Annotated in this window: 14 protein-coding genes; 10 read left to right on the top strand and 4 right to left on the bottom strand. The window is 69.4% G+C overall.

The genetic code is table 11. The features are described from left to right. Window positions 1-77: 77 nt before the first annotated feature. Window positions 78-1,004: a SphA family protein gene (locus ACKI2N_RS28555; RefSeq protein ID WP_426990859.1), complete on the top strand. Its 927-nt coding sequence runs from the start codon at window positions 78-80 to the stop codon at window positions 1,002-1,004. 42 nt (window positions 1,005-1,046) lie between these two features. On the opposite strand, the gene ACKI2N_RS28550 is transcribed toward ACKI2N_RS28555, so the two are convergent. After that, window positions 1,047-1,190: a hypothetical protein gene (locus ACKI2N_RS28550; RefSeq protein WP_420995263.1), complete on the bottom strand. Its 144-nt coding sequence runs from the start codon at window positions 1,188-1,190 to the stop codon at window positions 1,047-1,049. A gap of 169 nt (window positions 1,191-1,359) precedes the next feature. Between ACKI2N_RS28550 and ACKI2N_RS28545 the strand changes: the two genes are divergently transcribed. The 7 genes from ACKI2N_RS28545 (at window position 1,360) to ACKI2N_RS28515 (ending at window position 12,236) form a co-directional block, all read left to right on the top strand. Then, on the top strand, window positions 1,360-2,361 hold the full coding sequence (locus ACKI2N_RS28545) for a LysR family transcriptional regulator (RefSeq protein WP_420995264.1): 1,002 nt from the start codon (window positions 1,360-1,362) through the stop codon (window positions 2,359-2,361). Window positions 2,362-2,501: 140 nt separating this feature from the next. Continuing rightward, a complete protein-coding gene (locus ACKI2N_RS28540) occupies window positions 2,502-3,692 on the top strand; it encodes a formylglycine-generating enzyme family protein (protein ID WP_420995405.1) in 1,191 nt (396 codons plus the stop codon). Window positions 3,693-3,705: 13 nt separating this feature from the next. After that, window positions 3,706-4,782, top strand: a complete 1,077-nt coding sequence (locus ACKI2N_RS28535; RefSeq protein WP_420995265.1) for an HAD family hydrolase — start codon at window positions 3,706-3,708, stop codon at window positions 4,780-4,782. A gap of 97 nt (window positions 4,783-4,879) precedes the next feature. Then, window positions 4,880-6,499 carry an arylsulfatase gene (locus ACKI2N_RS28530; protein WP_420995266.1) on the top strand — a complete coding sequence of 540 codons (1,620 nt, stop codon included), beginning with the start codon at window positions 4,880-4,882 and terminating at the stop codon, window positions 6,497-6,499. A 104-nt stretch (window positions 6,500-6,603) separates the two neighbouring features. Continuing rightward, window positions 6,604-9,189, top strand: a complete 2,586-nt coding sequence (locus ACKI2N_RS28525) for a fused MFS/spermidine synthase (RefSeq protein WP_420995267.1) — start codon at window positions 6,604-6,606, stop codon at window positions 9,187-9,189. A 153-nt stretch (window positions 9,190-9,342) separates the two neighbouring features. After that, a complete protein-coding gene (locus ACKI2N_RS28520; RefSeq protein WP_420995268.1) occupies window positions 9,343-10,749 on the top strand; it encodes a DUF1254 domain-containing protein in 1,407 nt (468 codons plus the stop codon). 5 nt (window positions 10,750-10,754) lie between these two features. Next, a complete protein-coding gene (locus ACKI2N_RS28515; RefSeq protein ID WP_420995269.1) occupies window positions 10,755-12,236 on the top strand; it encodes a DUF1254 domain-containing protein in 1,482 nt (493 codons plus the stop codon). Window positions 12,237-12,332: 96 nt separating this feature from the next. Here ACKI2N_RS28515 and ACKI2N_RS28510 read toward each other — a convergent pair whose 3' ends face one another. Both ACKI2N_RS28510 and ACKI2N_RS28505 read right to left on the bottom strand, forming a co-directional pair. Further along, a complete protein-coding gene (locus ACKI2N_RS28510) occupies window positions 12,333-15,515 on the bottom strand; it encodes an autotransporter outer membrane beta-barrel domain-containing protein (RefSeq protein ID WP_420995270.1) in 3,183 nt (1,060 codons plus the stop codon). Between the two features lie 126 nt (window positions 15,516-15,641). Next, window positions 15,642-16,247, bottom strand: coding sequence for a hypothetical protein (locus ACKI2N_RS28505; protein WP_420995271.1), 606 nt, complete (start codon window positions 16,245-16,247; stop codon window positions 15,642-15,644). Between the two features lie 477 nt (window positions 16,248-16,724). On the opposite strand from ACKI2N_RS28505, the gene ACKI2N_RS28500 reads away from it, so the two are divergent. Continuing rightward, window positions 16,725-17,312 (top strand): hypothetical protein, encoded by a 588-nt coding sequence (locus tag ACKI2N_RS28500; protein ID WP_420995272.1) that lies wholly within the window; start codon window positions 16,725-16,727, stop codon window positions 17,310-17,312. Between the two features lie 7 nt (window positions 17,313-17,319). Further along, window positions 17,320-18,762, top strand: a complete 1,443-nt coding sequence (locus ACKI2N_RS28495; protein ID WP_420995273.1) for a DUF2252 domain-containing protein — start codon at window positions 17,320-17,322, stop codon at window positions 18,760-18,762. Window positions 18,763-18,768: 6 nt separating this feature from the next. Here the strand turns inward: ACKI2N_RS28495 and ACKI2N_RS28490 are convergent, their stop codons facing one another. After that, complete coding sequence (locus ACKI2N_RS28490) at window positions 18,769-20,061, bottom strand: DUF1254 domain-containing protein (protein WP_420995274.1); 1,293 nt, start codon at window positions 20,059-20,061, stop codon at window positions 18,769-18,771. Between the last annotated feature and the right edge of the window lie 20 nt (window positions 20,062-20,081).

The raw sequence follows: 20,081 nt of genomic DNA, 5'->3' as shown, positions 1-20,081 counted from the left end.
GCGCGGCGCCACGGCTCTCCCAGCCCACGGTCCGAGGTGAAACAACCATGCGCCCCACACTGACCAGGCAACTCGCCATGACCCTCCCGCTGCTGCTCGGCGCGGCCCACGCGCATGCCACCGAAGGCGCGCTGGGGCGGCCGGTCAGCGGCACCAGCGTCGCGCCCAACGCCGGCATCGTGGCGCCGGAGCCCATCCTCGCCGTCAATATCGGCGAGATCTACCTCAACGGCTCCATCGGCGGCAGCCGCGAAGTGCCGGTCGGCGGCCAGACCACGCTCGGCGTGGATGGCAAGGTGGCGTTCACGCTGGCCACCATCATGAAGGTCTGGGACACCAAGACCGGCGCCTGGAACTTCGCTTCCAGCTTCACGCTGCCCTACGTCTGGACCCAGGTGAACGCCACCGTGGCGGTGGGACGCCTGCAAGGCAGCCGGCAGGACACGGCGTCCAACCTGTTCGACATCTACTTCGCGCCCGTCATCGCCGGCTACCACTTCTCCAAGACCGAGCACATTGCGTTCAGCCTCAACATCTGGGCGCCCACCGGCAAGTACGACCCCAATGCGCTGGCCAATCCGAGCCTGAACAACTGGACTTTCATCCCGCAAGTGGCGTACACGAAGATCCTGCCGCAGTACGACATGCAGATCAACGTGGTGGCCGGCGTGCAGTTCTATACGCGCAACAGCGCCACCGACTACCAGAACGCGCCGCTGTTCACGCTCGACACCATGCTGACCAGACAGTTCGGGCATGGCTTCGGCGCGGGCGTGATCGTCGGCACCACCCAGCAGCTCGGCAACGACAGCGGCCCGACCGCCGACCGGCTCAACGGCTTTCGCGGGCACGACTGGGCCATCGGCCCGATCGTCACCTACGACACCAGGATCGGCGCCAAAAGCACGCTCTCGCTCGGGCTGCGCTGGGTGCCCACCGTGTCCAGCCAGAACCGGCTGAGCAGTACCAGCACCTTCATGGGCACGGCCACCGTGGTGTTTTGACACGCCTTTCGGCATTCGTCCCTGCTTGTCCCCGGCCCTGAGTTAAACGGATTCGATCATCGCGCCACCCGCGCGCGCGCGGGCCCCGCGCCATGCGCCGCGCTTTATCGACCCGGCGCCGCTTTTCGTGCCGGATTGCTGCGCCACCACACGCGCCGCGCCATGGCCGCCGATGAAAACTTTCACTACGGGTTGCGCCATCCGCCACCTACAAATCAGGAAGCAAATCTTGCTTCGCTAAGTCGCAAATTGGACCGTCGTCCGTTCTGGCAACGGCGGCCAAGACAAGTCCTGGCTCACCAGGCAAGGAGCGGCGGAGATGATCGGAATGCGGAATACGGCAAGGACACTGCCCATGCCGGGCAGCGGGGCCTCGCCGCCTGCGCGCGGCCACACGCGCTACCTGCGCACCTTCGTCGATCTCGCCGAGCGCGGCAGCGTGCACGCGGTGGCGCAGGCCCACGGCATCCAGCCCTCTTCGGTGCTGTATCACCTGCGCGCGCTGGAAGACTGCCTTGGCGCGCTGTTCGTGCCCGGCGCGGAAAAGGGCGCGCTGGTGCCGACCGCCAGGGCGCTGGAGATCCTTCCCAGGGTCCGGCGCATGTTGTGCATTCTCGACGAAACCTGCGCCGGGCAGGCACTGCCGCTTGCCCGCGTCATGGGGCTGGTGCGCGTGCGCCTGGCGGGGCCGCTCGGCCTGGCGGCCGGACTGGTGGTCGAGGTGGTGCGCGGCGCCGTGCCGGTCAGCCGGCTCAGCCTGTCGCATGCCGGGCCGGAGTTGCCGCAGGACGGCGGCGACCTCGAGGTCGTGGTATCGCTGGGCGAGGCGCGCACGGACGGCAGGGCGGGGGCGACGACGAGGATGCCGGGCTTGCTGGTCCCGGTGTTCTGCCGCGCGCATGCCGGCTTCGACGTCGCGGCGGCGCCGTGGCTGATTCCGGAGGCGCTGCTGGGGCTGTCGGGCCAGCTCGACCACTGGATCCGCACCGTCGGCGCGCTGGGAGTGGCGCGGCTGTCGTCGCTGCCGATGGAGGCGTTGGTCGAACTGGCCCAGGCCAGGCCGGCGGTCGTCCTGCTGCCGGCGCCGGGACTGGAGAGCGCATTGCAGCGGCGCGATTTCGCCGTGCTCGGCGTGGCCGGGCTGTTCGGACAGCCGCCGCCGCTGGAGCTGGGCATTGCCGCTATCGCGCACGATCCCGCCCTGCGCCGCTTGGCGCAGACGGTGCGCAGGCAGTTGCACCGCGGCCTGGCGGCGCGGCCGCCCGATGCGCGCGATGAATCGACGGGCGCGATGAGAACGGCTCGCGTGTGCCGGCCTGACGATGAAATCGTGCAGATCGAGCGCGCAAAGAATTGATTTCCGTTTTGCCGCGCGATTTGCGAGCATGAGTTGGCGATGGTGGCGATGGGCCTGTTGCAGGAGGCGGAATGGGACGAAGCAGGAATAGCAAGCGGCGCTTCGCCGTGGCCGGCGCGGCCGTGGTGCCAGCCGTGGCGATGCCGGCCGGCCGGGCCCCGCAGCGCCGCCGCATCGTGTTCGGCGGCGCGCTGCTGTGCGCCGCGGTGGCCGCGGGCGGCGCGTTTTCCTACTGGCAGGGCGGCACGGCCGGGGCAACGCCCGCGCAGGTCGGCGACGGCGTGCGCGGGCCGGCCGGCATGGTCCACGTGCCCGGCGGCGAGTTCCTGATGGGCAGCGACCACAAGCTGGCGCAGCCCAACGAACGCCCCGCCCACAAGGTGCGCGTGCGCGGCTTCTGGATGGACCAGCATCACGTCACCAACGCCGAGTTCCGCAGGTTCGTGCAGGCCACCGGCTACGTCACCACGGCCGAGCGGAAGCCCGAATGGGAAACGCTGCGCGTGCAGCTCCCGCCGGGCACGCCGCGTCCGCCCGACAGCGCGATGGTGGCCGGCGGCATGGTGTTCGCCGGCACGGCCGGGCCGGTGCCGCTGCAGGATTACTCGCGCTGGTGGCGCTACGTGCCCGGCGCCGACTGGCGCCATCCCGGCGGCCCCGGCAGCTCCATCGCCGGCAAGGACGACCACCCCGTGGTGCAGGTTTCCTACGAGGACGCGCAGGCCTACGCGAAATGGGCGGGCAAGCGCCTGCCCACCGAGGCCGAGTGGGAGTTCGCCGCGCGCGGCGGCCTGGAGCAGGCCACCTATGGCTGGGGCGACCAGTTCGCGCCGGGCGGCAAGCAGATGGCCAACGTCTGGCAGGGCCAGCAGGCCCAGCCGTTCCCGGTGGTCAGCGCCAAGGCCGGCGGCGCGCTCGGCACCAGCGCGGTGGGCACCTTCCCGCCCAACGGCTACGGCTTGTCCGACATGACCGGCAACGCCTGGCAATGGGTGGCCGACTGGTACCGCGCCGACCAGTTCCGGCGCGAAGCCGTGGCCGGGCGCACCATCGACTCCCCGGCCGGGCCCGCGCAGTCGTGGGACCCCGGCGACCCCGGCGTGCCGGTGTCCGCGCCCAAGCGCGTCACGCGCGGCGGCTCCTTTCTCTGCAACGAGGACTATTGCCTGAGCTACCGGCCCAGCGCGCGGCGCGGCACCGATCCGTACAACAGCATGTCGCACCTGGGCTTTCGCCTGATGATGGACGACGCGCAATGGGAGACGCTGCGCAGGCAGCGCCAGCCCGCGCTGGCGCGGGCCGGCACGGACCAGGCCGCCGGCGGGAACTGAGGGAAGACAAGCCATGCCGCTATTCACGCCATTGCCCGCAGGCACGCGCTGGCGCCGTGCCGCCGGTCTTGCCGGCGCCGCGCTGGCTGCCGCTGTCATGGCAGGCTGCGCGGCGCCGCCCGCCGACGGCGGCGCCACCGCGGCGCCGTCGCAGGCCGGCACCACCAGCGCCGCCAGCGTATTGCCGTCCTGGCGCGACGGCGCGGCGCGGCAGGCGATCCTGTCCTTCGTGGCCGACGTGACGCGCGCCGGCGCGCCCACCTTCGTGCCGCCGGCCGAGCGCGTCGCCGTGTTCGACAACGACGGCACGCTGTGGAGCGAACAGCCGCTGTACTTCCAGTTCCTGTTCCTGCTCGACCAGGTCAGGGCGGCCGCGCCGGGCCATCCGGAGTGGAAGGGCAACCCGGCCTTCAAGGCCCTGATGGCCAACGACATGGCCGCGCTGCACGCGCAGGAAAAGCAGTTGCTGCCGCTCATCATGGCGGCCAACAGCGGCATGACGGTGGACGACTACGACGCGGCGATCCGCGCCTGGCTGGACCGCTCGCGCCATCCCAGGCTCGACCGCCCGTACACCGAACTGGTGTACCAGCCGCAGCTCGAACTGCTGGCCTACCTGCGCGCCAACGGCTTCAAGACCTACATCGTGTCCGGCGGCACGGTCGAATTCATGCGGCCGTGGACGGAGCGGGTCTACGGCATCCCGCCCGAGCAGGTGATCGGCTCCACCGCCGGGATCAAGTACGAGCCGCGCAACGGCAAGCCGGCGCTGGTGCGCGAGCCCAGGGTGGCCTTCGTCGACGACGGCCCCGGCAAGCCGGTGGGGATCTACCTGCATATCGGCCGCCGCCCGATCCTGGCGGTGGGCAATTCCGACGGCGACCTGCAGATGCTGGAGTACACCACCGGCGGCAGCGGCCGGCGCCTGGCGCTGCTGGTCCACCACGACGATGCCGAGCGCGAGTTCGCCTACGACCGCAAGTCCGCGGTCGGCAAGCTCGACAAGGCCTGGGACGCGGCCGCCGCGCGCGGCTGGACCGTGATCAGCATGAAGCAGGACTGGCAGCAGATCTATCCGCCGCCCAGGTAGCGCCGTCGTACACGGCAATTCCTTCGTCATACCCTTGCAAACGTCCGTTCATGCCGGACGCGGATGCATTCGCCTTGAATCTACAGGGAGACTGGCCATGAATTTCTCGTTCGGGAAACTGCATCGATGCCGGCGCGCCGCGCTGGCGCTGGCCGCGGCGGCCACGGCCATGCTCTGCCTGGCGGCGCCGCCCGCGGCGCAGGCCCAGGGCGCCGGCAAGAAGCCCAATATCCTGGTGATCTTCGGCGACGATATCGGGCAGACCAACATCAGCGCCTACAGCATGGGCGTGATGGGCTACAAGACGCCCAATATCGACCGCATCGCCCGCGAGGGCATGCTGTTTACCGACTACTACGCGGAGAACAGCTGCACCGCGGGCCGCTCGTCGTTCATCACCGGGCAGACGCCGCTGCGCACCGGGCTGTCCAAGGTGGGATTGCCGGGCGTGCCCGTGGGCCTGCAGAAGCGGGACATTACCATCGCCGAGGCGCTCAAGCCGCTCGGCTACGCCACCGGCCAGTTCGGCAAGAACCACCTCGGCGACAAGGACGAGTACCTGCCCACCCGGCACGGCTTCGACGAGTTCTTCGGCAACCTGTACCACCTCAATGCCGAGGAAGAGCCGCAGCGCGACTACTGGCCCAAGGACAAGAACGATCCCTACGTGAAGAACTTTTCGCCGCGCGGCGTGATCCGCAGCACGGCCGACGGCAAGGTGGAAGACACCGGCCCGCTGACCACCAAGCGCATGGAAACCGTCGACGACGAGACCACGGCCGCCGCGCAGAACTTCATCACCAAGCAGGCCCAGGCCAACAAGCCGTTCTTCGTTTGGATGAACACTACGCGCATGCACGTCTACACGCACGTAAGGCCGTCGATGCGCGGGCAGAGCGGCATGCCGGGCAACGAGTACGCCGACGGCATGGTCGAGCACGACGGCGACGTGGGCAAGCTGCTCAAGACGCTCGACGACCTCAAGATCGCCGACAACACCATCGTGGTCTACACCACCGACAACGGTCCCAACCAGTTCTCGTGGCCGGACGCCGCCACCACGCCGTTCCGCAGCGAGAAGGACACCAACTGGGAAGGCGCGTTCCGGGTGCCGGCCCTGATTCGCTGGCCGGGCAAGATCAAGCCCGGCGCGGTGAACAACGAAATGTTCTCGGGGCTGGACTGGTTCCCCACGCTGCTGGCGGCAGCCGGCGACACGGGCGTGAAGGACCGGCTGCTCAAGGGTGGTGCCTTCGGTGGAAAGAACTTCAAGGTCCACCTGGATGGCTATAACCAGTTGCCCCTGTTGACCGGCCAGAGTGCCAAGAGCGCGCGCGAGGAGTTCTACTACTTCAACGACGACGGCGACCTGGTGGCGATGCGCTTCGGCAACTGGAAGGCGGTGTTCTGCGAGCAGACCACGCCCGGCGGCTTCCAGGTATGGGCGAATCCGTTCAGATGCCTGCGCGCGCCGAAGATATTCAACCTGCGCATGGACCCTTACGAGCGAGCGGACATCGTCTCCGACCAGTACTACGACTGGATGGTCCGGAACGCTTATCTGGCCGGGATAGCCGCCATGAAGGCCAGCGCTTTCTTGCAGACCTTCGTCGACTATCCGCCCAGCCAGAGGCCGGCGAGCTTCAGCATCGACCAGGTGCGCAAGGACGTGGATCGCAAGGTCGAAGAGGCCCTGAAGAAGCGCGGGCCACAGTAATCCCGCCGTAGCTCGACGTGGCTTGCCGTTGGCATGGCCTCAACCGCAGCCGGCGGGCCGCAGCCATTGCGGTCCGCCTGTTTGCGTTTCCAGGGTGGCAAGCGATGTTGAATTCCCATGTGGCTCGGGGCGGCAGGAAACACGGCAAGCGCGGCGAGCCGGCACGCGGTGGCATCGCCGGCCACGGCTTGCCGCGCGCGCAGGCACCGGCAGCAACAGCGCAGGCTTGGCCGGCGCTGCTGCTGCTGGCCTCCGGCGCGGCCGGGCTGGTATTCCAGGTGCTGTGGATCAAGCAGCTCACGCTGGTGGAGGGGGTGGAGGTGCACGCGGTCACGGTCGCGGTCAGCGCGTTCTTCGGCGGGCTGGCGCTGGGCGGCTGGCTGTTCGGGCGCGCGGCGGACCGCAGCGCCTGCCCGCTGCGCCTGTATGCGTGGCTGGAACTGGCGGTGATGGTGCTGGCGCTGGCGAGCACCGCGGGGCTGTCGGCGGCGGCGGCGCCGTTCGCCTGGCTGGAGGACCGCGCTGGCCTGCTGGCGTGGGCCTTGCCCGTGCTGCTGGCTGGCACGCCGGCGGTGGCGATGGGCGGCACGCTGCCGGTACTGATGCGCGCGCTGGCGCCGGCGCACGGCATGGGCGCCCACGGCGGGCGCCTGTACGCGGCGAACACCGCCGGCGCCATTGCCGGCACCTTGCTGGCCGGCTTCGCGCTGGTGCCGTGGCTCGGCGTGCTGGGCAGCGCCTGCGCGGCGGCGGCGCTCAACGGCGCGGCCGGCGGCGCGGCGCTGGTGCTGGCGCGCGGCGCCGGCGCCGCGCCCGGCCCGGCCGCGCCGCAAGCCGCGTTGCCGTTGCCCGGGCGGCGCCTGGCGCTGGCCTTGTACGCCATCGCCGGCGGCATCGCGCTCGGCTACGAAGTGGTGTGGTCGCAGGCCATCGTCCAGTTCATCAGCACCCGCAGCTTTGCCTTCAGCGTGGTGCTGGCCACCTACCTGTGCGGGCTGGCGGCGGGCAGCGCGCTGATGGCGCGGCGCGCCGACCGCGTGCGCGACCCGTGGGGCGTGTTCGCGGCGCTGATCGCCGGCGCCGGGCTGGTGGCGCTGCTGGAGATCGTGTGGCTCGGCGCGTGGCTGCCGCGCTGGCAGGCGCAGGCGGCGGCGTGGCTGCTGGCGGCCGGCGCCAGCCAGCTTGCCGCCATGTGCGCCCGCTTCGCGGTGGCCGCGCTGTGGGTGGTGTTCGTGCCGACGCTGCTGCTCGGCGCCGCGTTCCCGCTGATGCTGCGCATCGCCGTGGACCGCCGCCGCGTGGGCCGCGACGTGGGCGCGGTGGTGGCGCTCAACACCGTGGGCGGCATCGCCGGCAGCGCCATCGCCGGCTTCGGGCTGGTGCCGCTGCTGGGGCTGGTGCACGCGCTGGCCGCGCTGGCGCTGGCGGCGTGCGCGGTGGCATTGGCGGCGGCCTGGGCGGGCCGCGGCACCGGCCATCCTGCGCGCGCGGGCGCCGCGCTGCTGGCCGTGGCGGCACTCGCCGCGGCGCTGCTGGCGCCGCCCGACCGGCTGGCCGTGCTGCTGGCGCGCGCGCGCGGCGGCGAGCTGGTGTTCTACGAGGAAAGCCGCGGCGCCACGGTGGCGGTGGTGGAGCAAGGGGCCGGGCAGAACCGCTTCCGGCGGCTCTACATCCAGGGCGTGTCCAACTCCGGCGACGCCATGGCCTCGCTGCGCTACATGCGCCTGCAGACGCTGCTGCCGCTCATCATCCACCGCGGCACGCCGCGCTCGGCGCTGGTGATCGGCCTCGGCACCGGCATCACGGCCGGCGCCATGCTGGCCTATCCCGGGCTGGAGCGGCGCGTGGTGGCCGAGCTGCTGCCGGCGGTGGCGCGCGCGGTGCCGCAGTTCGCCGGCAACTACGGCGTGGGCGCCGACGCGCGCGTGCAGGTCCGCCTGCGCGACGGCCGGCGCGAACTGCTGCAGAGCCCGCAGCGCTACGACCTGATCACGCTGGAGCCGCCGCCGCCCTCGGCCGCGGGCGTGGTCAATCTCTATTCGACCGATTTCTACCGCCTCGCCGCCGCGCGGCTGCAGCCGTCCGGCCTGGTCGCGCAATGGCTGCCGCTGCCCACGCAGAACGACGAAGACACGCGCGCGCTGGTGCGCAGCTTCCTCGACGCCTTTCCCTACGCCACGCTGTGGACCACCGAACTGCACGAGATGATGCTGGTGGGCTCGGCCGCGCCCATCGAGCTGGACGCGGCGCGCATCGCGCAGCGCTTCGCGCAGCCCGAGGTCGGCGCCGCGCTGCGCGCGGTGGGCATCGCCTCGCCGGCGGCGCTGATGGCCACCTGGGTGACCGGCCGCGAAGGGCTGGAGCGGTACGCCGGCGACGCCCGCGCGGTGACCGACGACCGCCCGCGCATCGAATACGCGCAGTGGGTGCGGCGCGCGGATTTTCCGCTGGTGCTGGAACACCTGCTGGCGTTGCGCACGGAAGCGCCGCTGAGCGGCGCGGACGATGGGCTGCGCCGCGCCATCGCGGCCGAGCGGCAGAACCTGCTGACTTTCTACGGCGCCGGCCTGGATGCCTACCGCGGCGACCGCGAGCAATGGTCGCGGGATATCAGCGAAGTCATGCGCGCCGATCCCGGCAATCCGTACTACAACTGGTTTGCCGGGGGAAGGCCGGGGCCTGCCCAATGAGTTTTACTTTCCTGATTTCCGATATGAAATCTTTCAGGCGCCACGCCGCGGCGGCCCATGGCAGGCTATGTTGTAACCGATGCGCCCACGTGCGGTAGCAGACGACGCGCGCGGACTGCAGGTTGACGTCCATCACGGCGGAGAATCGGCACAATGAAGGTTCGGGTCCGCATGCTATTTCTTGCCCTGCTCGCATGCGTCGCGTGCGGCGCGGCGATGCTTCCCGCTTATTCTCAGCCGACGCGTTCCGTCATGCCGGCAGACAAGGTGCGCGAGGAGAATGCGTACGCGATCGGGCTGCAAGCATATTTGTGGGGATATCCGCTCCGTGAGTACGGGGTCGTCGTCCCGGCCACCGTGAAGGCCGGTGGCTCATACGTGAACAGCCTGCGTAAATTTGCGCAACTGAAAAGTGCGAAGGATCGCACGATCGTCACGCCTAACAACGTCACGATCGATGCATACGGCGCCTTCGACGTCAGCCGCGAACCGGCGGTGGTCTTCGTCCCCCGACTAAATGAGCCGCGCTGGTACATCGTCCAGGTCGGCGACCATTTTGACGAAGTCATCCACAACATCGGCGGCACGAAGGGACAACAACCAGGGGCGTATATCATCACCGGCCCCGATTACGCTGGCAGCGTGCCAGGGGACATGGTGGAAATCCGCAGCCGAACAAAAATGGGGGCCGTCGCGGTGCGCATCCTTGCCAACGGCTCGGCGGATCTTTCGAAGGCGGTGGAGGCGCAAAAAGGCTTCGCACTGATGCCGCTTTCCGCCTATCTGAAGGAAGGGCTGGCCCACAGGGAGCCGGAGCCCAGGCCCACGCTGGAGGCATACGCAGGCAAGGCGCCTGCCGAGATACGCTACTTCGATGAGCTTGGCCACTGGATGACCAGATTCCTGGCAGTTTCCAGCGACGCCTCCAACGAGCTGGTCGCGTCGTTTCATCAGATCGGTTTGAGTGTGGGCGGCGGTTTTCAGTGGCAAAGCCTTGACGAGGCCACCAGGCGGGGCCTCGCGCGGGCGATCGCGGCCGGCGGCCAGATCGTCGATAGCCGGTGGGCGGAGGCGGGCCAGATTGTCGACGGTTGGAAATACACCTTCGCCGGCGGACGGGCAGGGCACGACTTTGCCCTCCGCGGCGCGCTGGCGAAGTACGAAATAGGCGCGCAGCTTTCCGATCAGGTGCTCTATCCCAACACCAAAGTGGACGCAGCGGGCGAGGCGTTGACGGGAGCCAGATCCTACGTGTTGCACTTCGATGCCGGCAAGCTGCCACCCGTGTCCGTGTTCTGGAACATGGCCATGTACGGGGCGGACATGCTGTTCGTCGAGAACGACTTCGGCCGCTACAGCATAGGCAGCACCACGGATGGACTGAAGAAGAACGCCGATGGCTCGCTGACGATCCTGATCCAGCGCGACAGGCCGGCGGAGACGTCGAATTGGCTACCGGCACCTGAAGGACCGTTCAACCTCACATTGCGGCTCTACGGGCCCGATGCGTCTGTCCTGGACGGGTCGTACCGGCTTCCCGCTGTGAAGCGGGTCCGCTGAGTGGCATGGTCAATGCCGCAAAGGGGCGGAAGCAGGGTTTCACCTCTTTTCTTTCGGACGCAAAGATGATGCTCGATCCACTGCCCGCGCGGCTTACGCTCTGCGCCTCTGTCCTGGCCGCTGTCTTCGCTGCGCCAAGCCTTGCGGAGCCGCCCGGCCGCGCCGATCCGGCCCAGGCAGTGGTCCAGCGCCGGGCAGTGGAATCCGCGATCTGGGGCATTCCATGGGTCAATTTCGACATGATGTTTCAAGCCATGAAGAGGGCGGGCGGTGACTACGGGCAGCTCGCCTACTGGTCGCGTCCGTCGGACTGGAAGAATCAGACGCTCACCCCCAACACGGATGCCCTTTACATACTGCCCTTCTGGAATACAAGGGATACCGGACCGATGGTGCTCGATCTCCCACCGGCAGACGACGGCGCGATCGTCGGCAGCGTCATGGACAGTTGGCAGGTCGCTCTGGACGATGTCGGCCCTGCCGGTGCCGACAAAGGACAAGGGGGCAAGTACCTGATACTGCCGCCCGGGTACAAGGACGACGTGCCGCAAGGCTACATCGCCCTGCGGTCGCAAACCTATCAAGGGTATGCACTCCTGCGATCGATTCCGCGGAGCGGCGACGAAGCGGGAATCGCACGCGCGGTGACGTACCTCAAGCGAATCAGGTTCTATCCGTTGTCGGCCGCCGCGAATCCGCCGGAAGGGCGGTTCGTGGACGTCACCGATGTCGTCTTCGATGCGACGATCCCCTACGACATGCGCTTCTTCGCGTCGCTGGACCGCATGGTCCAGGCCGAGCCGGGGCTCGAGCGAGACCGCGTCATGATCAACATGCTGAAGTCCATTGGCATCGAAAAAGGCAAGCCGTTCGCGCCCGACGCCAGGCGTGCGGCAGCGATGAAATCGGGGCTCGCGCAGGCGCGGGCGGAGATGACCAGAGCCTACGAATCCTTCCCGGCGTATTTCCCCGGCAAACGATGGGTTCTTCCCGCCGCCCCGGATCTGGTGAAGTCGGTCGAAAGCGGCTACACCGATCCGAGCGTGTATCCCATCGATTCGCGTGCCGCCATCTTTTCGGCAGCCTTCAGTACCGTCAAGCATCTCGGTACCGGGCAGTTCTACCAATTCGGAATGCGAGACAGCAAAGGCAGGCCTCTGGATGGGGGCAGGACCTATCGGCTGAGAGTGCCGCCCAAGGTGCCGGTGCATCAATATTGGTCCGCGACGGCCTACGACTTCAGCACGCATGGACTGATCCGAAATGTACCCTGGGGCAGCCGCTCATCGCTGACGCCGGGACTTCAGACCAATTCGGACGGCTCGACGGATCTCTTTTTCGGTCCCAGGGCACCTGCCGGCAAGCAGTCGAACTGGGTCCCCACCCGCGCCGGAGAGCGCTTCGAGACGGTCTTTCGTTTTTACGGGCCCGACCGGCCGATATTCGAAAAGACCTGGGTCTTGCCCGATCTGGAGCGGATTCAATAAGATCACGCGCGGCTCACTGGCCTCGCCGGCCACGCCCCGATCGTGCGGACCGATCGTGCGGACTTTTCCCGGCGGGGCGCTTCTCGGCGCGGGAACTCACCAGGTGTACTTGACGCCCACTCGCCCGATGAAGGCGTGATAGGCCTGCGTGCCCCATTGCCAGCCGACGTTGCTCCAGCCGGTCCAGCCCTTGCGGCCCTGGACGTCCAGGCCCAGCTTTACCTCGTACCGGTTGCGCGGGTAGAGGTCGCTCATGGCGATGCCGTTCAGCGCGATGTTGTTGTCCACGGAATCGTGCCACCAGTTCAGCGTCAGGTAGGGCTGGTAGCGCTGGCCCTTGCCGTCGATCCAGGTGCGGTGCATGCGCACGCCGAGCCGGGTGATCACGCCGCCGGAGTCGGCGCCGCCCACCTGGGTGCCGTTGGGCTCGGAGAACGTGCCCTGATAGCCGTGCACGTAGATGACCTGCGCCTGCGGCTCGACCGCCCAGTCGCGCGTAAACGCGGGCAGCCACGCGTAGCCGGCCTCGGCCGACAGGGCCAGCACCTTGGAGTGGTAGCTGACGGAGGGCAGCAACTGGCCGTCGACGTGGTTGCTGAACCAGCCGAACTGCGCCCACAGGTCGGTGTACCAGCCGAGCCGCGACTTGTCGTTCTGGAACCAGGTGCCGTAGACGCCCACGTTGACGCCTTGCACGTCGCTGTCGGCGGTGAACGGGTTGCCGGCGGCGCGGCCGGTGCTCGATCCCCAGTTGTAGCCGGCCATGCCGCCCAGGTGCAGGCGGTCGTCGCCACGGAACACCGACCACTGCGCGACGTCGCCGCCGAGCTGGAGCATCCATGCTGTGCTCTGGACGTCGAAGGTGCCGTTGCGGGTGCGCGAGCCGATGTCCTTGCCGACCAGCCGCACCCAGCCGGATCCGCGCTTGGCGTCGTCGTTCTCGAAGGTCTGCTGCTCGGTCCACTGCGGCTCGCCCAGCCGGTCGTGCAGGCTATGGATGAGGAAGCCGGTGGCGATGCGCTGGTTGGCGAGGTAGGCGCCGACCTCCGGGCGCAACAGCGGGACGATGACCTCGGGGTTCGGCGGCGGGGGCACCGGCGGAGCGGGCGGCTCGGGCGGGAGTTCGCTGCGCAGGTACCAGGCTTGCGGGCTGGCGCCATCGACGCCGCCGCGGAACAGCCGGTACTCGTAGACGCCCGCGACCGCGCGTCCGCTCTGGGAAAACGACGTCGGCCCCGTGGTGCCGCCGTTGGCGACGTCCACCACCAGAATCCCGTTGCTGGTGGTCAGCGCGCCGGCGCCGCCGGCATTGGCGACGCGGATCCCCGACGTGCCGGAGGCCGTGCCGCCGTTGATGACCAGCTTGTCCGACGGCGAGCCGTCGGCGCCCAGGACCGTGTTGACGGCCAGCACGCCGCCGTTGCCGGCGTAGTTCTGCGTGGTCAGCGTCTTGAAGGCGCCGCCCGCCGGCGCCGTGAAGGCCACCGTGCCGGCGTTGGAGACCTGCTGGCTCACGGTCGAGTTGCCCGTCACGAGCCACGTGCCGGTCGGATCGGTGCTCACGTTGGTCACGTTCAGCGCGGCGCCAGTCCAGCGCGAAGCGGTCTGCAGCGTGATGTTCGCCGTGGCCGTGGCATTGGCGGAGGCATCGCCGGTCAGCACGCTGCTGTTGCGGGCAAGCACGTCGGCCACGGTTGCCTGCGGCGCGCCGGCACTGCCGATCGCCGTCAGCAGGCGGGTGCCGCCGTTGATGGTGGCGTTGTCCGCGACGACGCTGGTGGGGCCGCCGGATACGTAGATGCCAACCGCTTCCGGGGCGTTCACGCTGGAGCCGGTCAACTGGACGCGGTTGGTCAGCGTGTTCGAGAAATTCTGCGACACGATGCCGTAGGTGGCGCTGCCGCTGGTCGTCACGTTGCTGCTGTTCAGCGCGATGGCGGGGCCGACCCCGCCGGCCACGTCGGTGCCGGTGATCAGGTAGAGCCCGCCGCCGCCGCCCGATACGTTGACGGTGGACCCGGTCGCGTTCACCGCGCCGTTCTGGTCGGCCCCCAGCCCGTAGCTGGCCGCGCCGGTACCGTTCACGGTGCTGTTGGCGAGATTGACCGTGTTGAGGCCGGAGACCGCGCGGGCGCCGGCATAGACGCCGAAGCCGTTCGCGGCATTCATGTTGATGGTGGTGTCGGTCGCGTTGATCGTGCTGGTGGCGGCCTGGGATGCCTGCGAGCCGGGCGCCGCGCGCAGGCCGGCGGGGGTGGAGATGTTCTGCGAGGTCAGGGCAGGCGTGGTGTTGCCCGCGAGAGTCACGAGTTGCGTGCCCGACGAAGATGCCATCGAGAACGTGGAAGTGCCGGCCCGGCCGATGGTGATGGTCGCACCCGCAAGATCCACGCGCGAGCTGGCGCCGGCATTGCCGGCCCCGGTAGAACGGGGATCGCCGGCGTATGCGACGACGCCCGTGCCGGCGTCCGCGCCATCCACGACCAGGCCGTTGAGCGTGGCCGTCGACCCGGCAAGGGCGGCCACGCCGACGCTGCCGTTGACATAGGACTGGCCGGTCCCGGTGAGGTGGATCGTCAATCCGTCGCCGATGGCCGTGGCGGCCTGCGGCGCCGCATCGAGCACCACGCCGGCATTTCCCTGCCCGTTGAGGTTCAGCACGGTGCCGGCGGGCAGCGAGACCGTTCCGCCGTTTTGCGCGTAGAGGCCCACGCCCTGCGCGCCGTTGCTCGTGATGGCGTTGTTGCCCTGCATGGCGAGGCTGCTGCCGGCACCGGATGCGCCGAGCGCGATGGCGCCGCTGCGCGATACCGTGACCGAGGTATCGGCCAGGGAAATCGTGCCGCCGTTCTGCGCAATGGCGCCGTAGCCCGCGCCGCTTCCCGTGGCGGTATTGCTGATGGTGAGCCCGCTTGCCGTCACGCTTGCCGCGCTTCCGAAGGCCACGACGGCCGTGCCGAAAGTCGAGGTGGAAACGGTCACTCCCGGCAGCGCCACGATCGCGGCCGGCGTGGTGGCCGAGTTGGCGAACAAGCCATGCCCGCTTGTCGACTGAATCGTGATCGGCCCGGCGGGAAAACCCGGGGCATTCGGGTCCAAGGTCAGTGTCCCGGCCGTCACGCTGGTGGCCGAGCCTGCCGCGGGGATGGCGACGGTCGTGTTGCCGACGATGGTGCGGTCGCCGGTCGCGCCGTTATTGAGTACCGGCACCGTGATCGTGCCGGGCCCGACGGTCTGTCCCGACGAGGTCTCCGCACCCAGCGCCGCCAGCGCGAGCACGACCAGGCGGCGTGCCGCCAGCTGGCCGCGGCAACGCGGCGTGGGAGCCGGATTTGCCGGATTTGCCGGCGTTGCCGGCCGGCAGGGGCGGGCGCAGGGGTATGGGGAGGCAGAAGTGGACATAGGTCAGTGGCTCGTCACGGGAACGGGCAGGGCGACATCCGGGCGCGCCAGCGACCGGGCAAACGCCGATTCCGCGTTGACATAGTCGAGCATCACCTTGCGCAGGATCTCGGTGGTGTCGCCGAGAAGCGCGGCTTTCCCGTCCTTGTCGACGTAGTGGACGGTGGCGAAGCCGCGTTGCGTGTCGTACAGCGCGACGATCAGGTGCGCGGGGTTCTCCGGATCCGTCATGCGTCCAAGCACGTAGGGACGGTCATCTATGCGCAGCGGCAGCATTGCCGAGGCTGTCGTCGGCGGTGGCGTGTCGCCGCGTTGCCGCCTGTCCGGGAGCTTGGCCTTGACCCATTCGGGAACGACCTGATCGCCGTGGCGCAGGCTGAGCGACAGCGCGTGGCGAAACGCCGGCGTGGCCGCGTAGACCTCGTCGAACAGCGGGCACCGGGAGGCTTCCGTGCACTGGCTGGCAGCATGCGCGCCGGCCGGCGGGGGGCGGTCCGGGGAGCGGTCCTTATCCGCCGGCTCCGCAGCCGGCGCCGGGAGGCCCAGCAGCATTGCGATGCACAGTACGGCAATGCTTCCATGCAACGGTTTCAGCAGCATGTCGATCATCCCTGTCGGTTAATCGATGGCCTGGCTATCTGGAGCGGAGCACGGACCGTTGCCCGCATCTTTGATTTTGATCGATTAAAGCAAACGGCAGGTACAAAGCGTAGTTACTATTCTGGTCGGCCGTGTTTAGTGGCTTCGTGCCTCCGCGGCAGTCGCCGGCCACGTCCGCCAGCCGCCCTTCGACCCGCGGCGATGCGGATCGCAGGAGAGATCGCAGGAGGGGATCGCAGAAGGGATCGCGGAAAGCCTGCCCGATGGGCCGAGGCAGCCTCCGCACGGCAAGCGGGGGGGCTGCGCAGCGAGCTTCACTTTCCCGGTCTCCGATATGAAATCTTTCAAGCGCCACGCCGCGGCTGCGCATTGCGGGCTATGTTGTATCTGATGCGCGCCCCAACCCCGAGGCCCCGGCCGTGAGCGGGTGATGCCGGCGTTGCATTTCCTCTTTCACCAGACTCCGACAAGAAGGCCAGGATCTCCATGCAAACACGCCGCCTGATTACCCATTCCCTGTCCGCGCTCAGCCTCGGCGCGGCCGTATTGCTCGCGCCCGCCGTCCATGCCGCGCCGCCCCAGGGCGTGGGCGTGGCCGAGGAGGCCGTGGTGTCGGGGCGCATCGTCGCCATCGACCCCGATACCAAGGCGGTGCTGGTGCAGGGTCCGCGCGGCAACGTGGTCGAGCTGATCGGCGGCGACGAGGCCAGGAACTTCAAGCAGATCCGCAAGGGCGACATCGTCACGCTGGCGCGGCAGGCGGTGCTGGTGACCAGCCTGGACCCGGTCGACACCAAGGACACGCCGATGACCGAGACCGTGGAGCGCACCGCGCGCGCCGGCGAGGGCGACAAGCCGGGGTTTGCGCGCGAGATCACCACCACGGTCACGGCGCAGGTCACCAAGGTGGATGCCAAGAACCGCACGGTGACCTTCCGCGGCCCGCAGGAAACGCTGCGCACGGTGGCCGTGCGCGATCCCAACATCGACCTGAGCAAGCTCAAGCCGGGCCGGCTGGCCAAGATCGTCTACCGGCAGATCGTCTCGATCTCGGTCAGTTCGCCCAAGTCCTGAGGCCGGCATGCCAGCCGGGGAGGGCGCGCAGGCCGCCGTGGCGACGCCTGCCGAGACGCATGCCCGCCGCGCCAGCGGCAAGGACACGCGCAAGCACGTGCCGCGGCGCTCCCATGCCGCGCTCGGCAACGTGGACCGCGATCCGGTGGCGTTGCTGGAGCTCAGCAGCGCCGGCCGCGTCGAGCGGCTGGTGCCGCTGCGCTACGGGCGCATGATCGAGTCGCCGTTCGCGTTCTACCGCGGCAGCGCCATCCTGCAGGCCCACGATCTCGCCGGCACGCCGAACTCGGGCATGACGATCCAGATCTGCGGCGACTGCCACCTGGCCAACTTCGGCGGCTTCGCCAGCCCGGAGCGGACCCTGATGTTCGACCTCAACGATTTCGACGAAACCAGCCCGGGGCCGTGGGAATGGGACCTGAAGCGGCTCACCGGCAGCTTCGTGGTGGCGGCCAGGCACCTGCGGCACAAGCGCGGCGTGGCCGAGGAACTGGTCTACCGCGCGGTGCGCAGCTACCAGGAGCGCATGGCCGCCTATGCGGGCATGAGCATCCTCGACACCTGGTACGACGCCATCACCTTCGAGCGGCTGATGGCGCAGACCCAGGAGCCGCAGGTGCGCAAGCGCCTGGAGCGCGGCATGGAGCGCGCCGCGGCGCGCACCAGCGACGCGCTGCTGCCCAAGCTGTCCGAGCACGACGGCGAGCGCTGGGTCATCCGCGACGCGCCGCCGGCGGTGTTCCACGTGCGCGGCGAGAACACGCTGTTCTCGCCCGAGGACAACTGGATGAAGGTGGCCGACACCGGCAAGGCGCTGAACGAGGCGTTCGAGATGTATACGTCCACGCTGTCGCCGGACCGGCGCCTGCTGCTGAGCCATTTCACGCGGCACGACGTGGCGTTCAAGGTGGTCGGCGTGGGCAGCGTGGGCACGCGCTGCCTGATCGTGCTGATGATCGACAACCACGGCAAGCCGCTGTTCCTGCAGAGCAAGCAGGCCACGCAGTCGGTGGTGGCGCGCTTCTTCGGCTCGCCGCCGGTCGAGCACGAGGGCCGGCGCGTGGTGGAGGGGCAGCGGCTCATGCAGGCCGCCAGCGACGCTTTCCTGGGCTGGAACGACGGGCCCTTCGGCCGCCACTTCTACCTGCGCCAGCTGCGCGACATGAAGCTCTCGCCCGAGGTCGAGCTGATGGACGCGGACATGCTGGGCGGCTACGCGGCGCTGTGCGGCTGGGTGCTGGCGCGCGCCCATGCCAAGGCCAGCGGCATGGCGCTGGAGATCAGCGGCTACCTCGGCAGCGGCGACGCCATGGCCGAAGCGCTGGTCGCGTACTCGAACGCCTGCGCCGACCAGGTCGAGCGCGACTACGAGGTCTTCGTCGCCGCCTGCCGCTCGGGCCGCCTGGAAGCGCGCACCGATGCCGACATGGCGGCGGACTTCCGCGTATAGCGCGGCTCAGTCCAGCGCCTGCGCGTCGGGCATGCGGAATGCATGCCCGAGCAGCGCCGCGCGCGGATGGTAGTAGCGCAGCGCCAGCGAGAACCTGCCCGCCGGCGCCGGCAGCCAGTTGGCGCTGCCCTCGGCCGGCCCGGCATGCTGGATGGCGATGTCGAGCGAGCCGTCCGCGTTGCGCCGCAGGCCCGGGGTGCGGTCGCCGATGGCGAAGCGGTCCAGCGGGTTGGCCGTGAAGAAGCGGCGCCCGTCCGGCTCGAACTCATACATGGTCAGCGACCAGAACGCGTTGACCGGCACGTCGGCCGGTACGTGCAGGCGGTAGCGGCGCGCGCCGTCGAAAAGGTTGCCGTCGGCGTCGACCAGCGCGGTCGAGTAGATCGCCTCGGCGCGCTCCAGCGCGCCCAGCCCCACCAGCGCGATATAGGCGCGGTAGGCGTAGTCGCTGCCGAAATTGCCGATGTGGTCGGGCCCGCTTTGCCAGCTGACGCGCGGCCCGCCATGCTGCGCCTGCGACCGGGGCGGCTGCTCGAGCTGGCGGCGCAGCGCCGGATAGAGCCGCGTCCAGGCCTGCCGCACCGGCTCGGCCATCTGCCGCCACGCGTCGCGCTCGCCCGCGCGGATGCCCAGGTCGGCCATGCCCGCCACCATCTCCCGCTCCGCCGCCGGCACGCCGTTGCGGCCAAGCGCCTCGTTGACCAGCGCCAGGTACGCGGCCGGGTCGGTCTCGTCCGGCGTGGTGGCCAGCGGATTGGGCGACGCGCTGGCGGGCGCCAGCGTCATGGCGTCCTGCAGCGCGTGCACGGCGGGCAGGTCGGGTTCGCCGTCGATCAGCAGGCGCGCCAGCAGCCACACGTCGTTGCACGGCGCGCGCACCAGCATGGTGTCGGCCGGCAGCGCCGCCGGCACCTGGCCGGCGTGGCCCGGGCCGGCGATGATGAAGGTGCGCACGCCCGGCGCGCAGGTGCGCGGCCCCAGGCAGGCGAAGTTGTTGGTGAAGCAGTCCAGCAGCGCCACGCTGTAGTAGCGCGCGCCCATGTCCGGCAGCGCGAGCGTGACGGGGCCGCCGGCCAGGTCCAGCCACGCCGACGAATAGAGCGTGTCGTTGTTGGGCATGGTGACCTGGCGCGCGCGGTGGTTCAGCAGGCGCCGGTTGTGGTGCAGCCGGTTGGGTGGCGCGGCGCGCTCGCCCGGGCCCTGCGTGAACAGCCAGCGCGTGCGCGCGAGGTCGTGCAGCGCGAAGGCGTAGGTGAAGGCGGCGGCGATGCGCTGGTCCAGGGCGGTGTCGATGGTCATCGGGTGGTCCTTGGAGCGGG

The organism is Cupriavidus sp. 30B13 (genome assembly GCF_049059565.2).
Classification (GTDB): Bacteria; Pseudomonadota; Gammaproteobacteria; order Burkholderiales; family Burkholderiaceae; genus Cupriavidus.
This window is presented reverse-complemented; position numbering and strand designations above follow the sequence as displayed.